Raw genomic sequence first — 16118 nt, 5'->3', positions numbered from 1 at the left:
AAGGGTTTGGCTGTTCGCCAATTAAAGCGGTACGTGAGCTGGGTTCAGAACGTCGTGAGACAGTTCGGTCCCTATCCAGTGTGGGCGCAAGATACTTGAGGGGACCCGCTCTTAGTACGAGAGGACCGGAGCGCCCGGACCGACGGTGCATCTGTTGTCATGCCAATGGCACAGCAGAGTAGCCATGTCCGGAAAGGATAAGTGCTGAAAGCATCTCAAGCACGAAACCTACCCCAAGATTAGGTATCTCTTAAGGACCCAGGTAGACGACCTGGTTGATAGGCTTCAGGTGTAAGCGTAGTAATACGTTCAGCCGAGAAGTACTAATAGTCCGTCGACTTACCTCTCTCGTGTGTTGTTATACTTGCACTCCTATTGCTCTCTCCTCTTACACAATAGCTCTTTTCGCTTGGTGACCATAGCGTAGGGGAAACACCTCTTCCCATTCCGAACAGAGAAGTTAAGCCCTAACGCGCCGATGATACTGCTACGGTGGGAAAGTAGGTTGTCGCCAAGCTCATCCGTAAAAAAGAAGCCCCCAATCTAACTGATTGGGGGCTTTTTTTTTTTGAGGGGGTAATACTTTAAAGTATTTTTTTTATTTGTATATATATATATTTTTTATATCTTATATGCAGATCTGCATCGTATTTAATATTTACTTTTATTTTTTTTACTATTTTTGGAGGTCATTATGAGAAAGTCTTTATCTTATCTTATCTTATCTTATCCTATTCTTTTTGATTTCATGTGCAGAGGATAAGGTAGTATCTTTTTCTGTTAATCCTGCAGAAAAATCAATTTTAGAGGATGAATATAAATTATCATCCAGTGACTTTTGGTTTGTTGGGGAGGCTCATAATATGGGATTAGATTTTATTTTTTATAATTATGTTAATAATATTAATGAGCTGCCTACAGTAACTGAATATGAGCAAACTATAATAGAATTGAGTGTTCAATACGTTAATGATAATTATCCTACATCCCCAATTTCTTCTGATATACTTATTACAGAGGATATTTTAAAAAGCTATAAAAATACAGAGTCTTTGGTGAACGAAATTGAGACATATTTAACACAGAATCAATTGATGGTTTTTTCTCAAATTAAAAATGTTTTTTTTTAATAACAATCCTTCGATAGCTATTATGCAATTGGATAGCATTGTTCATATTATTGATTCCTTGAACGATGATGATGAAAAGATATTTTTATGGTCGGCAGTTGCAGTTGCTCGTAATTCTATTCAATATTGGACAAGCAGTAAAGGGCAATTATGGATAAATAAGTTGAATTCATTATATTCAAACAAAATAAATTCAGATATTAATAAAAATACAAATATTATAGTTGGTATAGATGATCAACAAAAGGTATGTGACATTAACTGGAATGCAGTAGGATACGCTGACTTTGTAGGATTTTGTAATGCAGTAAAAAATAATGCTGCAAAAATTGCTGTTATTGCTGTTAGAAGTGCAATAGTAGGTGCTCTAAATTCTGGCGGATTAGCAGCAGTTCCAGCCGCGATACTTGGTGCTGCAGGCGGGGCTCTTCAATATGGAATTAAAGGTGCAATTGTAGCATCTGCTGGTTGTATTGCCTGGCAAATCGCATTTGGTTCATTATAGTCAATAGATTATTTATTATTTGGAGGGAATTTGATTTATGAAAACGACTGAAAATGAAATGATAGATGAACTATCAAAAAAATACGATAAGGCTGCAATCGAAACAAATCTCTCTCGATACCATAAACTAATTAGATTATTTGATAGTGAATCTCTAAAAGTATTCGACACTATTCTACTAATATTAATGTATTTGATGTTTGTGATTTCTTTCAGATTCGAAGTGTATGTATTTGGTTTGAACTTACTTAAAGCAATACCTATAACATATTTTACTTATTATGTCTGCGATAAACTATATTTAGAAAAAATTTTAAAAAACAATTTATATTTCACATTAATTTTAATTATTTCTTTAGTCAATTTGTATTTTATTCGAGCTATCGATATAAATATGTTTTTTGGTTTTCTGATATTTACGATTGAAATTGTAAATAAAAAAATCAAGGTAAGCAAGTAAAAAGCATAATCATTTGTGGGGGACGGTTTGACGTCCCCCTATTTATGTGTTGTTGTGAAATTCACCTGGCTGGTGGACACCCCCGACCCCTCTATGAGAGGGAAACACCCCAAAAATTCCCCACTCTTTTAGAGAGAAGTAAATTGTGTTTGCATCCAAAATTACAAAGATGCAGATCGAAAAGCTTCCAAAGGTTATGACAAAGCAGCATATTCACAATTTTATATCTCCAAATTTTTTAAAATTTTAAAACAAAAATTAGTGTGTTTCGTAAGTATAAATAAAAGTGAGAAGAAAATTATGTCGGAAGATATTAAAATATCGCACTCAAAGGAACTAATTTCGGACGATGCAATAAACGAAATTGCTTCTTCGATAGATACTTCTGATGATGCTTTGAAATTTGTGTTTTTCAGTTCGAATTACAATAAATTGAGAATGCAGAATGCATTGAGCAGGACGCTTGGTAAGAATGTAATGGCTTGCTCGACCGCGGGCGAAATTTCTCCTGCTGGATTTACTAGATACTCAGCTGTTGGAGGGTCCATCAGCAGCAAAATAGTCAAGTTTAAAAAGTATGAAATTGAAGATTTAACTAAATTTAATATTAACGAAGCTTTGGCAATTCGTCGAGATTTTGAAAACGAATTCAATTTTAATATCAACGACGCGGATAAATACGTCGGTATATTGCTAATTGACGGGAAATCGATGCTTGAAGATAAAGTCATAGCACTGCTTTACAAAGTGTTTATGCCGATAAAAATTGTTGGTGGATCTGCGGGTGACGATATGCACTTTGTTGAAACGAACATTTTCAATAATGGCGAGCTTAGTTCGAATGCTGCATCGTTTGTATTACTTCGCTGCGAAACACCTTTCCGAGTATTCAAAACTCAATTTTTCAAGCCGATGAGCGATAAAATTGTCATCACCGACGCAAGTCCACGTCAAAGAATTGTCTATGAAATAAATGGTGAGCGTGCTGCAATTGAATATGCAAGTATTCTAAATATTCCCGTCGAGGATTTGAATCCATATACCTTTGCCAAGCACCCGTTTATCCTGCAAATTGGTAATAATCTTTATGTTAGATCATTCGAGAAAATGAACCCTGATTATAGTCTATCTGTGTTAAGTGCAATTGATATTGGGCTTGTGGTGAGAGTTGCCGAACCTACTGATATTGTGCAAGACTATAAAAAATTATTTGACAATTTGAGAAATGAATTAGGCGAAAACTACTTTTTCATTGCTTTCGATTGCATACACCGTCGCTATATTGCTGAACAAGAAGGAATTGATGACGAGGTCAATAATTTATTCAGACTTCAAAATGTTGTTGGGTTTCACACCTATGGCGAACAATTTATGGGTATGCATATAAATCAAACACTTACAGGAATTGCTTTCGCTTTGTAAGCTCTACTTTATAACTAAATTTTTTTGATTGAACTCTGATATTTTCTATTTATGTGTCCGGACAGCACATAAATAGGTGAAATTATGGGAATTGAAAGATTAAAAGGTGAACCCCAAAAAGCATTCGACGAGTTCCAAAAATTTTTGAAATTGCCAAAGCCCCGAAATTTGGAATTGCTTGCGAACGACAATAAACATTTGCAGGAAATTCGCCGATATTACGAAAAATGGCGGTGGGACGAACGTATAAGAGCGATCGATTTCAACTCTCAAAGGAAATCAGAAACAGAAATAACACTCGACGCACTTAATAGCAAACTTATGGCAGAATTCAAAAATTTTTCGTGGATTTTTGCCGATGCAATACACTTGATGAGCAGGAGTTTATCGAATATTATTAGCAATAATCAAGAGATAGATATAGATGTCTTTTCTAAACAAATCTCTTTAATTTTGAAAAACTTGCAAGATTTTCTAAAAATCAAAGAATTTTTGCAAGAAACTGATAACCAGGAAATTGATTTAATTGAAACAGTCTTCGATAACGAAAAAATTAAAAATGCTCTGTTTGATTTGAGGAACTTAATATTAGAAGAAATTGGGTCGTAGATGTTGAAAACTTTAAATTATATTTTTTGATTATTAGAAAAGAAAAAATTAGTTTTAAGTTACTAAATAATCACATTCACAATATTATTTTGGTGCTAAAATGTCTGAGCAAAATATTAAACGTAATGGCTATATGTTATTAGGAGTTGCGCTTGCAATTGGGATAATCATTTCGTCATTTATTATGGCACAGGCAATTAAGTCAAGAAACTATAATTCGATATATGTCAAAGGGGCGGCAGAGAAGACAATTGTTTCAAATATTGCAGTATGGGAGCCGCAAGTGCAAGCTTGGTCGGCAAATTTAAGTGAAGCCTATACGAAAATTAAGCAAGATGCTGATAAGTTTTACAATTTTTTGATTTCGAAAGGTATCCCCAAAGACGAAATTACTCTGGTTAGCCTCGAAAACACGATTACCTACGAAAAGCATGGCTTTGAAGATAATGTTGCTCGGAAGACAGGCTATCTGTTGGTTCAGAAATTTCGTGTAGAGTCGAAAGATGTGCAAAAAATATCACGGATTTCTCAGGAAGCTTCTGAAATATTAAGTCAGGGCGTAGAACTTATTTCTGAGTCGCCAGATTATTTCTATAACGGATTAGAAAATGAGAAAATTGAACTATTAGGGATTGCTACAAAGGATGCCTTGCGTCGTGCTGAAGAACTTGCAAAAGTTGCCGGGACAAAAGTTTCTGGGCTTAAATCTGCTTCGCAAGGTATTTTCCAGGTTACTGATAAGCATTCTATGGAAGTGTCCGATTGGGGTATCTTCGATACAAAATCGGTCGAGAAATCTATTAAGTGCGTGGTTAGCATAGAATTTTATACTAAATAAAAATAGATTTGTTTATATAATATTATTTTGGTTTTACAATGAAGTTTACACGAATTTTTACTCGTGGGGGAGGCAGTCCCTACGAGATGTTTAACTATACTCTTCGAAAATCCATTCTACGAAATCCAGACGGTTCGGTGGTTTTCGAAATGAATAATGTTGAAGTACCTACTCACTGGTCTCAACTTGCAACCGATATTTTAGCACAAAAATATTTCCGCAAAACTGGAGTACCACAATACAATAGCGATGGCAGTCCGGTTCTGGACGAACACGGCAACCAGGTGCTTGGCAGCGAAAATTCAGTCAAACAGGTGGTGCATCGTCTGGCAGCTACCTGGAAGCATTGGGGCGAACAGTATAATTATTTCTATACACCCGAAGACGCAAGTATTTTCTACGACGAATTAGTTTATATGCTACTCAATCAAATGTGTGCTCCGAACTCTCCTCAATGGTTCAACACCGGGCTTGCTTATGCTTATGGGATAAAAGGAACGCCCCAGGGACATTATTACGTTGATCCAGAAACAGGCGAAATTACAAAATCGCAGGATGCATATACTCGTCCGCAGCCTCACGCTTGCTTTATCCAATCGGTAGAAGATGATCTGCTGAACGAAGGTGGAATATTCGACCTTGCTATGCGCGAGGCACGCATTTTTAAATTCGGTAGTGGTACTGGCACAAACTTTTCTTCGCTTCGTGGTGAGCGTGAGCAATTATCTGGCGGCGGCTACTCTTCGGGGCTTATGAGTTTTCTTAAAATATTCGACCGCGCCGCAGGAGCGATAAAATCAGGTGGGACTACTCGCCGAGCTGCCAAAATGGTTATTGTGGATATCGACCACCCCGATATTGAAGAATTCATCGATTGGAAAGCACGAGAAGAAGAAAAAGTTGCGGCTCTTGTTGCTGGCTCGCGTATCGCAAATGTTTTCCTCAATGCTATTTTAGAAGAAGCGGTTCATAATGGGACTGACATAAACAAGAACAAGGCTTTGCGTGTGCTTGTGCAAAAGGCTGTAAATCGTGGGATACCACTCAATCACATCAACCGCGTATTGGAACTTGTCGACCAAGGTTTCACCTCGCTTGAATTTCCGGTGATGGATACTCACTACGAAGGCGAGGCATATATTACAGTTAGTGGGCAGAACTCAAACAATAGTGTTCGCGTAACAAACGAGTTTATGCGTGCAGTAGAAAATGATGAAATGTGGGAACTCAAATGGCGAACAACTAAAACTGTGAAGAAAACTGTTCGCGCTCGTGATTTATGGAATAGAATTAATCTTGCTGCTTGGAAATCTGCTGATCCGGGGTTGCAGTTCGATACTACAATTAACGAATGGCACACCTGCCACGCCTCGGGCAGAATTAATGCTTCGAACCCTTGCAGCGAATATATGTTTCTCGACGATACCGCTTGTAATCTCGCAAGTTTGAATTTGTTGAAATTTTATGATGAGAACGAACACGTTTTCAAAATAGATGAATTTCGCCACGCAGTTAGAATATGGACTGTTGTGCTGGAAATATCTGTTCTGATGGCTCAATTTCCATCGCGTCGCATTGCAAAATTGAGCTACGACTTTCGTACATTGGGTTTGGGGTACGCAAATCTTGGAGCATTGCTGATGGTTCACGGCATTCCGTATGATTCACCTGAAGCACTTGCTTGGACTGGGGCAATTTCGGCAATAATGACCGGCGAAGCATATGCAACATCTGCCGAAATGGCGGGCGAATTAGGGGCGTTTCCCGCATTCAAAGCTAACCGCGAAGATATGCTACGAGTAATTCGCAACCATCGTCGCGCTGCATACAATGCAATATCTGCTGAGTACGAAAACCTAACAATTAAGCCGATGGGAATTAATCCTCGCTATTGTCCAGAATATTTGCTTAATGCAGCTCGCGAGGTGTGGGATATCGCTTTGCAAAGAGGAGAAGAATATGGCTATCGCAACGCACAGGTTACTGTAATTGCTCCTACTGGCACTATTGGATTGCTGATGGATTGCGATACAACCGGTATCGAACCTGACTTCGCAGTTGTAAAATACAAAAAGCTTGCTGGCGGCGGCTATTTCAAAATTATCAACCAATCTATCAGAAAAGCGCTTACTAAGCTTGGATACAGCAAAAAGCAAATCGATGAAATCGAAAAATACACTATCGGACACGGCACTCTTTCCGGCTGCCCGCATATTAACAAGCAATCACTCAAAGCAAAAGGATTTACACAAGAAAAAATCGACGTTATAGAAAAAGAATTATCGAATGTGTTCGATATACGTTTTGCTTTCAATAAATGGACGCTTGGCGAAGATTTCTTGCTGAAACTTGGGATTTCGCAAGAGGAACTCGACTCGCCGAACTTTGATTTGTTGAAGCGTTTGGGCTATAAAGAAGAAGAAATCGAGCAAGCAAATGATTATGTTTGTGGAACAATGATGATTGAAGGTGCTCCACACTTGAAAGAAGAAGATTTACCGATATTCGATACTGCAAACAAATGCGGGAAGCGAGGTCAACGTTTCATCAGTCCGATGGCGCATATTAGAATTATGGCAGCTGCGCAGCCGTTTATTTCTGGCGCTATTTCGAAAACGGTTAATTTGCCGGCAAATTCAACTGTTGCAGATATTGGCGACATTTACTTGACTTCTTGGAAGTATATGCTCAAAGCAATTGCCTTATATCGCGACGGTTCGAAACTTTCCCAACCGCTCAATTCATCTAATTTAGCTAATATCGACGAAGTAGTTACTCTTGGCGACGAAAACACATTGGACGAAACCAAAGGACCACGCGAAGTGCAGGAAATTATAGCCGATAGAATTCACTACAAACTTGTTCGCCATAAACTTCCGAAAAAACGCCGCGGTCACATTCGCGAAGCGCTTATCGGCGGGCACAAAGTGTTCCTTCGCACTGGCGAGTACGAAGACGGGTCGCTTGGAGAAATCTTTATCGATATGTACAAAGAAGGGGCTTCGTTCCGTGCATTGATGAATAGCTTTGCAATTCTTACTTCCAAAGCTTTGCAATATGGTGTACCGCTCGAAGACCTTGTTGATACATTCACTTTTACTCGTTTCGAGCCGTCGGGTCCGGTCGAAGGGCACGAAGCAATAAAATTTGCTACATCTGTCCTTGATTTTGTATTCCGTTCGCTTGGCTATGATTATCTTAACCGCACAGACTTTGTCCACGTTAAGGCTGTGGACGAAGTGCCCGGAAACGGTAATGGCAAAAACGGCAATGAATACAAAACCGACGAACCAGCCACCGAAGAGAACAAAAATATTTCAAACGAGCCAGGTAACTCAACACCCGACGAAACCATTAGCAATATCAAGATAAACGAAGATGGCGAGCTTATTCCCGAAGAAGTTGTAGCAAATCCGAAATCTAATGGGGCGGCAACTGCAAACGCATTGAAAACTTCTGCCGAAGCACGTTCTATGGGATATACCGGAGAATATTGTGTCAATTGTGGCTCAATGAAGGTGAAAAGAAATGGCAGTTGTACTGTTTGCGAAGATTGCGGTTCTACAAGTGGTTGCTCATAAGATGGTTTTTATGCATTAACAAAAAAAGCTGTTGTGATTTGTTCAGCAGCCTTTTTTGTTGATATACTGATTTCTAAAAAATCTTTCACTGGAAATAATAATTGCTTATTTATCAACAATTTGACCATTTGGAAGCACCATCGGGTAGTCGGGTAGGATTTGCCCTTTTTCTATTTTTTTTAGTTTGTTTCTTATAAGCATACGGCGAAGCGGTGCAATGCGTTCAAAGAAGATGATGCCTTGCAGGTGGTCGAATTCGTGCTGAAATACGCGTGCAAGAAAACTACTAAAAGTGGTTTTATATTCTTTCATATTCAGATCATTATACTGAACTTCAATTTCAAGTGGGCGTTCAACATCTTCCCACAATTCGGGAACACTCAGGCATCCTTCCGTTTGGATTTCAGTTTCGTCCGAGAAGGCGATGATTTTTGGATTGATAATAACAATTGGGTTCGGTTTTTCTTCTTTGTTCAAATTTGTATCGATAACGAAAATGGATTTAGTTTCTCCAATCTGGTTTGCTGCAAGTCCAACACCATTGCCGGTATTTATCATAGTATCGATTAAATTATCGGCAATTTTTTTTATTTCATCGTTGAAATCAACAACATCCTGCGTTTTTTGTTTCATCACAGGATGGAAGCAATTATATACTGGAACAACCGCCATTTTTCACCATAATTAAATGTTTAAAAACGATAAAAAATTGTTTATATTGCTATCATTTAGATAATCATAGTTCAATAATGCTTGGAGGGACAAATGAAAAAATTAAATTTATTAACAATAATCGTGTTGTTGCTGGCGACGGCATTTACTTCGGCAGAAATTCAACGCAAAGAAATAGGCAATCTTGTAATTGAGAATATCCCGGAAATACCGGCAAGCTTGCAAGAGCGATTAGAACAATACCAGAATGTGCGTTCAGCTGGATTTGCTGGCTGGGCCAACGACAGCAAAGGAGTATATATAATTACACGCTTTGCGGAAACAGCTCAGGTGCATTTTGTTGGGCAAGCGGGCGGAGCTCGTCGTCAATTAACATTTTACAAAGAGCCAATTGCTGGGATTGCTGTACGCCCATCAAAAGAGCGTGGTTTTCTTTTCAGCAAAGATATAGGTGGCAACGAGCAATATCAGATATATTATTTTAACGAGGAGAACGGGAGCATACGAATGTTGAGCGATGGGAAATCGCGTTATGGAAGTTTCCGTTGGTCGTCTGATGGGGAAAAATTTGCTTATACTTCGAATGAACGAAACAACCGAGACTTTGATATTTATATTTATGATTTCAAAAAAGGCAAATCAGAACTTGTTTTTGAGGCAAAAGGGCAATGGAGTTTTTTAGATTTTTCGCCTGATGCAAAGCAAGCCTTGATTTACAATTATATTTCAATAAACGAAAGTTCAGTTTATTTGCTTGATTTAGGAACGAGGAAGTATGAGAAATTAGTTGATTACAAAGAAAAAGTGGCAATGGGCGATGCTGAATTTTCAAAAGACGGCAAAGGTGTTTTCTTCCTTTCAAATTATGGGAGTGAATTCAAGAAATTGTTCTATATTGATTTGAAGACGAAAAAAACTACACCAATAACCGATGCAATTGATTGGGATGTCGAAGGCATTACAATATCGAAAGATGGAGCTAATCTTGCTTTTTCGGTAAATGCAAATGGTTCGAGCAAAGTGTATATAATGAACACAAAAACATTTAAGTATTCCGAGCCGAAGAATTTGCCAAAAGGAGAAATAGGGAGTTTTGGTTTTTCGCCAGATAACAAAAAATTTGCATTTACAATGAATTCTTCATTTTCTCCGGGCGATGTGTTTGTTTATTCGTTGAAAGAGCAAAAAGCAGAACAATGGACATTTAGCGAAGTTGGTGGGCTAAACACATCAAAATTTATTGAACCGGTGCTAATTCAGTATCCTACGTACGATTCGGTAGATGGAAAACCAAGAATGATACCAGCATATTACTATAAACCAAAGGGGAATGGACCGTTTCCGGTTATTATTAATTTCCACGGCGGTCCCGAAGGGCAGTTTCGTCCGGGGTTTGCCTCATATTTTCAGTTTCTGTTAAATGAACTTGGAGTTGCCGTAATTGCGCCGAACGTTCGCGGAAGCGATGGTTACGGCAAGACGTTTCTTGATTTAGACAATGGGTATTTGCGTGAGAATTCAGTGAAAGATGGTGGTGCATTACTCGATTGGATTGCAAAACAGCCAGAGCTAGATGCAAAACGCATTTGCGTATATGGTGGTTCATATGGTGGCTATATGGTGCTTGCAATGATGACGCACTACAACGACCGTCTTGCTGCGGGGATAGATGTAGTTGGGATTTCCAATTTTGTTACATTTTTGGAGAACACAAGCGAATATCGTCGCGACCTTCGCCGTGTGGAATATGGAGACGAACGCGATCCTGAGATGAGGCACTTCCTTCAGATGATTTCGCCGCTGAATAACGCGCATAAGATTTCAAAGCCATTATTTGTTATTCAGGGATTGAACGACCCAAGAGTGCCTGCATCCGAAGCCGAACAAATTGTTGAGAAAGTTCGTCAGAATGGAGGGGACGTGTGGTATTTGCTTGCAAAAGACGAGGGGCACGGCTTCCGCAAAAAGTCGAACCGCGATTATTACAATGCAGCGATTGCATTGTTTTTGAAAGAGGTGTTTAGATTAAAATAATATGTAAGTGATGAAATAAATTTTGGACGGGCTTGCCTGCGGAACGGGCGAGCCCGTGTTTATTTTACTGAATTGTTCATTTTTATTTGAAATATTTGGAAATTATTCAAATTAAATAGTAACAGAAGTGATTGTTTAAGTGTATATATGTTACTAAATAATTATATTTTGTAAAATTTATTGGTGTTTTATGAAAAATTTATGTATTGCTGTTTTAATTGGATTATTACTTCTGCCGAACATTATGTTTTCTGCAGACAAGTCCGAGATAAAAAAGAGATTGGAACAATTAAACAAAAATGATTTTCGCAATTTTTTCTCTTCCCACAAAAAATATAAAGCACTGGACGAAAATATTAAGTCTATAGTTCGGAAAAGACAATTTTCTGGCAGTTCAAAAGAAAATATCACAACACAGAAAAGAGTTCAAATGGAATTACCTGCCGAGCGGTATTTCCCAGCTGAGTTCGAGGAAGTGCAAGCGATACTGATTGGCTGGCCCTATTATTCATTCGACAAAGAAATGAAGATACAATATCCGCTTGAACAACTTTTCGAGGGCAAAGCATTGTATTATGATTATTTAACTCAGGGATATAAATTGATAGATGTTGTAAATGTTCCTGATGTTTTTGACGACAGCGAATATGCGTATATTTATGCAAGTCTTGCTGATGCTATCCAGAAAGAAGCGCAAGTATGGATTAATGTATGGGATGCAGAAGATACAACTGATATTCTTGAATATACAGCAAAGGTTGGCAAACCACTCTACAACTATAGATTTTTTGTAAATCCAGGGAATTCGTTCTGGTATCGCGATTGTGGGCCGGTTGCGTTCTATTATGGCGACCAGGATAGTATTGCATTTTTAGATTTCGAATACTATGGTGGGCGTCCGCTCGATGATGAAATTCCTATGAAAATTGGCAATGAACTTGGTATGCCTGTATATTCGACTACAATAGAATTCGAAGGTGGCAATATATTAGTAGATGGTGATGGAACATTGTTTACAAGCAATGCAATTGCCGATGCCAATGCTGATGGCGAAGGGCGCTTGTATTTGGACGAAACAAGCCCGCTTGGATTTAACGTAGAGGAAAAGCCTGTGCTTACTCTTGCTCAGGTGAGAGATAGTTTGGCATATCTTATGAACCTGAAAAGAATAAAAATACTCGACAAACTTCAATATGATGGTGGGACAGGTCATATTGATTTGTATGCAGATTTCTACGACGAAAACACTTTTGTTTTTACAAAATATCCGACCGAGCTCTCATCGTTCTTTGATGCAAAACTTTTATCGAAAAATATTGATACACTGCTTACGCTTACTTCGAGGAATGGTAAAAAATATATGAGTCGCAGTATTCCACTACCACGAAAAGATGATGGCAATTGGTATAAAAGTTCGCAAGAATACGAGCAATACACGAGAACATATTCTAACCATTTGTATGTAAACAAGACAATAATTCAGCCGGTGTTCTATACCGAAGGGGTTGGAGGAAGCAAATCAGATTTCGAAGTAGCAATGACTGAATTGAAAAAAGCCTATCCCGGCTACAAAATTGTCCCAATTGATGTTCGTTCTTTTGATGGTTCAGGCGGTGCCATCCATTGCATAACTAAACAGATACCTGCAGAAAACCCGCTACGTATTTTCCACTACTCAGTTTCTGCGACAGACTTATTTGAAGACGGTTACAGAGTAGATGCCGAAATTACCAACAAAAGCGGAATAAAAAATGCAAAAGTTTATTGGAAACGCACCTACGATATGAACTGGAACGAAGTAATGTTGCAGCATGCCGATGGCAACAAATTTTCAGGATTTATACCAAATACCGTTCTCAACGAAGGCGACACAGTTGAATACTATATCTTTGCCGAATCGAACAATGGGAAAGCAATAACCAAGCCAATCGTTGCACCCGAAGGCAACTATAAGTTTGTTGTAAGCTACGTTTCGGTTAGAGACAATTATGTTAGTAATGATGAAGTAAGCGAGGTATTCCCAAATCCTGCAAGTGAATTTGCTTCTATTGAGTTTAGAAACATTAAATCAGGTAAAGCAAAGATTAGCATCATCAATTCAACAGGAGTGCAAATTTATGTAAATACAGTGGATTTGCTCTCGCAGTATGATGTAATTACAATCAACACATCGAAATTACCTGTTGGTCTCTATTATTTGAATATTTCGTTTGACGAAGGCAGTTCGATAATTCGAAAATTGAGTGTGGTAAGGTAATAACATTTTCCATGATAATTTTAGGCTACTCTAATTGGGTAGCCTTTTTTATTTATTAGCAATTGTAAGGTGTAAAAAAATATTTTACGGAGTCGCTCTCAATTTCGCGTCTCCGCAAATTTGCTCAATATGTTCATGTGTGCTTGTTTTACTTCTTTCCTGAAAAATTTGCTATTGCTCAACTACTGTGGTTTGAACATCGAACTCGGGTGGGTCCTGTATGGTTTTCTTAACAGCGCAATGATTTGCGGCTGCTATCAATGCAGGTAGATATTTTTCGGGGAAGCTCGATGGCACTCGTATATCAAGAGTGATTTTCCCAACTTTACGATTTATAAAATCGTATTCAATATCTTGAATAATCTCTATTCCTTCTGCGGACAATCCGCGACTATCGCAAAATCCTTTTACGTAAATACCGGCGCAAGTGCCAAGCGAAGCAAGGAATAAATCATAGGGTGCGGGTGCTGTTGCGTCGCCGCCACCTTCGATTGGTTGGTCCGTCTGAACGGTGAAATCATTGAATTCAGCATATACTTTTTTGTTTCCTGCAAAGTAAATTCTCATTTTAAAACCTCTTTTTATAAACAATATTCCATTTTGTTCATATAGTCGTTTGTAATAAAAAAATATTTTATTATGAATAACAACTGAGAAAGTTACAATATTTTTACTGTTAAATACTCTTAATCTATTATTTCAAAAATTCTCGTGAGCATATTATGATAGAATTAAATCAACATTCAGAACGCACTACTTGCATACTATGTGGGGAAGAATTGCACCGAGTAGATAAAATGGAGGATAGAATTTGCGATTTCTGCGGGCAAGTGAAAACAGTTCCTATGGTTTGCGATAATTCGCATTGTATCTGTTCGGATTGCCTTGCTAAGACCCCCGAAGAATTTGTAATTGATAGATGTTTGAAATATAAAGGAATAAGTCCGATTGAACTTGCGGTAGAGATAATGAACTCACCTGTAATTCGTATGCACGGAGCCGAACATCATATGATTGTTCCGGCAGTGCTTACTACTTGCTTGCATAATTACCACAAGTCAGAAGAAAGCCTGAACGCAAAACTAAATGCAATTGAGCGACGTGCGACCGAAGAAACACCTCGCGTTTGCTCGTTCGATATTAACACTTGCGGTGCGGCTATCGGGCTGGGTGTGTTCTTGAGCACTTATTTAAACCGCGAACTTATCGACGAGGACGAATGGTCGCTTTCGAACCAAATTACGGCAGTTGCGTTGAAAAAAATTGCTGATGCAGGTGCTCCACGATGTTGCAAGCGAGACACTTATCTTTCTCTTCAAGCAGCAATTGAATTTCTGAAAGAGCATTTTGCAGTAAATTTGCCTTATGCGGAAGCGAAATGTACTTTTTCGCTGCGTAATCGCACTTGTAAGCACGAAGAATGTCAATTTTACAATTTGAGTAATTCTTTGGTGTAGAGATTATTTTATAATTTACCGATAAATAGTTCCCATAATGCAATTTGATCTTGATACTTTTGTCATTAAGAGTGTTCATAAATTATTTGGAGAAAAAATGAAAATTACAGTTATCGGTGCTGGCAATGTCGGTGCAACAGTTGCACAACTGCTTGCAAATCAAGAGCTTGCAAGCGAAATTTATTTGGTTGATGTACTTGAAGGAATTCCGCAGGGCAAAGGGCTTGATATGTATCAATCTATGCCAATTCTTTCGAGCGACAGCAAGATTTTCGGAACGAATACGTACGATGAAACAGCGAATTCCGACATAGTGATAATCACAGCTGGGCTTGCTCGCAAGCCAGGAATGAGCCGCGAGGATTTGCTCGCAAAAAATGCTGAAATAGTAAGCACTTGCGCAAAAAATGCTTTCGAGAAGTCGCCAAACGCAATTTTCATAATCGTTTCTAATCCGCTTGATGTGATGACATATCTTGCAATGAAAGTTACAGGACTGCCTAAGCATAAGGTTATTGGTATGGCTGGAATACTGGACACTGCTCGCTACCGCGCTTTTCTTTCGATGGAGCTTGGGGTTTCGATGCAAGATATTCAGGCGCTGGTTTTGGGCGGTCACGGCGACACAATGGTGCCATTAAAACGCTTTACAACTGTTTCGGGTATTCCAATTACCGATTTGATTGATGATGAAAAATTAGACGCAATTATCAAGCGAACTGCATCGGGCGGTGCTGAAATAGTAGGCTACTTGAAGACTGGCAGCGCATATTATGCCCCTGCGTCGGCAACTGTGCAGATGGTTGAAGCAATTGTTAAAGACCAGAAGCGGATTCTTCCTTGTTCGGTTCTGCTTGAGGGCGAATACGGAATTACAGATACTGTTGTTGGAGTGCCAGTTGTGCTTGGGAAAGATGGATTGGAGAAAATTATTGAACTGAAATTGAACGATGAGGAAAAAGAAATGCTCAAAAAATCATCTGATTTTGTGCATAAAAACATTGTTGAGTGTATGGAAATGATGGGAATAAAGTAGAAGAAGACAATATAGAAAGTTGAAATTTTGGGGCATATTAATATGCCCCATTTTTTTTAAATTTTAATTAAAAAATTAATTGAATTTTAAATATTTTTGATAAAATGAAAATAAAAT

General features: G+C 38.4%; 13 protein-coding genes and 2 rRNA genes. 13 read left to right on the top strand and 2 right to left on the bottom strand.

Features of this window, described 5'->3' with window-relative positions; all coding sequences use genetic code 11:
- The 9 genes from AC6QZF_RS07335 to AC6QZF_RS07295 all read left to right on the top strand — a co-directional run.
- A 23S ribosomal RNA gene (locus AC6QZF_RS07335) occupies positions 1 to 347 on the top strand; the annotation flags it as partial.
- Positions 348 to 408: 61 nt separating this feature from the next.
- A 5S ribosomal RNA gene (gene rrf, locus AC6QZF_RS07330) occupies positions 409 to 517 on the top strand.
- Positions 518 to 740: 223 nt separating this feature from the next.
- Positions 741 to 1130 carry a hypothetical protein gene (locus AC6QZF_RS07325; protein WP_499799227.1) on the top strand — a complete coding sequence of 130 codons (390 nt, stop codon included), beginning with the start codon at positions 741 to 743 and terminating at the stop codon, positions 1128 to 1130.
- Positions 1117 to 1635 (top strand): hypothetical protein, encoded by a 519-nt coding sequence (locus tag AC6QZF_RS07320; protein WP_499799226.1) that lies wholly within the window; start codon positions 1117 to 1119, stop codon positions 1633 to 1635. The genes AC6QZF_RS07325 and AC6QZF_RS07320 overlap by 14 nt, the downstream gene beginning before the upstream one ends.
- Positions 1636 to 1672: 37 nt before the next feature.
- Positions 1673 to 2095, top strand: a complete 423-nt coding sequence (locus AC6QZF_RS07315; protein WP_499799225.1) for a hypothetical protein — start codon at positions 1673 to 1675, stop codon at positions 2093 to 2095.
- Positions 2096 to 2395: 300 nt separating this feature from the next.
- Positions 2396 to 3517, top strand: coding sequence for an FIST N-terminal domain-containing protein (locus AC6QZF_RS07310; RefSeq protein ID WP_499799224.1), 1122 nt, complete (start codon positions 2396 to 2398; stop codon positions 3515 to 3517).
- Between the two features lie 84 nt (positions 3518 to 3601).
- Entirely contained in the window at positions 3602 to 4126 is a 525-nt protein-coding gene (locus AC6QZF_RS07305; RefSeq protein ID WP_499799223.1) for a hypothetical protein, read from the top strand.
- A 100-nt stretch (positions 4127 to 4226) separates the two neighbouring features.
- Positions 4227 to 4964 carry an SIMPL domain-containing protein gene (locus tag AC6QZF_RS07300; protein WP_499799222.1) on the top strand — a complete coding sequence of 246 codons (738 nt, stop codon included), beginning with the start codon at positions 4227 to 4229 and terminating at the stop codon, positions 4962 to 4964.
- 38 nt (positions 4965 to 5002) lie between these two features.
- Complete coding sequence (locus AC6QZF_RS07295; RefSeq protein WP_499799221.1) at positions 5003 to 8545, top strand: vitamin B12-dependent ribonucleotide reductase; 3543 nt, start codon at positions 5003 to 5005, stop codon at positions 8543 to 8545.
- A gap of 105 nt (positions 8546 to 8650) precedes the next feature.
- Here AC6QZF_RS07295 and def read toward each other — a convergent pair whose 3' ends face one another.
- Entirely contained in the window at positions 8651 to 9217 is a 567-nt protein-coding gene (gene def, locus AC6QZF_RS07290; RefSeq protein WP_499799220.1) for a peptide deformylase, read from the bottom strand.
- A 93-nt stretch (positions 9218 to 9310) separates the two neighbouring features.
- Here def and AC6QZF_RS07285 point away from each other — a divergent pair, with 93 nt between their 5' ends.
- Together AC6QZF_RS07285 and AC6QZF_RS07280 are read left to right on the top strand one after the other, a co-directional pair.
- Entirely contained in the window at positions 9311 to 11251 is a 1941-nt protein-coding gene (locus tag AC6QZF_RS07285; protein WP_499799219.1) for a S9 family peptidase, read from the top strand.
- Positions 11252 to 11441: 190 nt separating this feature from the next.
- The gene (locus AC6QZF_RS07280) at positions 11442 to 13508 is read left to right on the top strand and encodes an agmatine deiminase family protein (RefSeq protein WP_499799218.1); all 2067 of its coding nucleotides are present in this window, start codon (positions 11442 to 11444) and stop codon (positions 13506 to 13508) included.
- A gap of 171 nt (positions 13509 to 13679) precedes the next feature.
- Here the strand turns inward: AC6QZF_RS07280 and AC6QZF_RS07275 are convergent, their stop codons facing one another.
- The gene (locus AC6QZF_RS07275; protein WP_499799217.1) at positions 13680 to 14075 is read right to left on the bottom strand and encodes an OsmC family protein; all 396 of its coding nucleotides are present in this window, start codon (positions 14073 to 14075) and stop codon (positions 13680 to 13682) included.
- Positions 14076 to 14230: 155 nt separating this feature from the next.
- Between AC6QZF_RS07275 and AC6QZF_RS07270 the strand changes: the two genes are divergently transcribed.
- Positions 14231 to 14965, top strand: a complete 735-nt coding sequence (locus AC6QZF_RS07270) for a DUF5714 domain-containing protein (RefSeq protein ID WP_499799216.1) — start codon at positions 14231 to 14233, stop codon at positions 14963 to 14965.
- 97 nt (positions 14966 to 15062) lie between these two features.
- Positions 15063 to 16001: a malate dehydrogenase gene (gene mdh, locus AC6QZF_RS07265; RefSeq protein WP_499799215.1), complete on the top strand. Its 939-nt coding sequence runs from the start codon at positions 15063 to 15065 to the stop codon at positions 15999 to 16001.
- Positions 16002 to 16118 lie beyond the last annotated feature (117 nt).

This window comes from Eximiradius sp. (genome assembly GCA_937127445.1).
GTDB lineage: Bacteria > Bacteroidota > Ignavibacteria > Kapaibacteriales > UBA2268 > JAKIZO01.
Note: the sequence above shows the minus strand (reverse complement) of the source record. Positions and strands in the feature narration are given on the sequence as shown.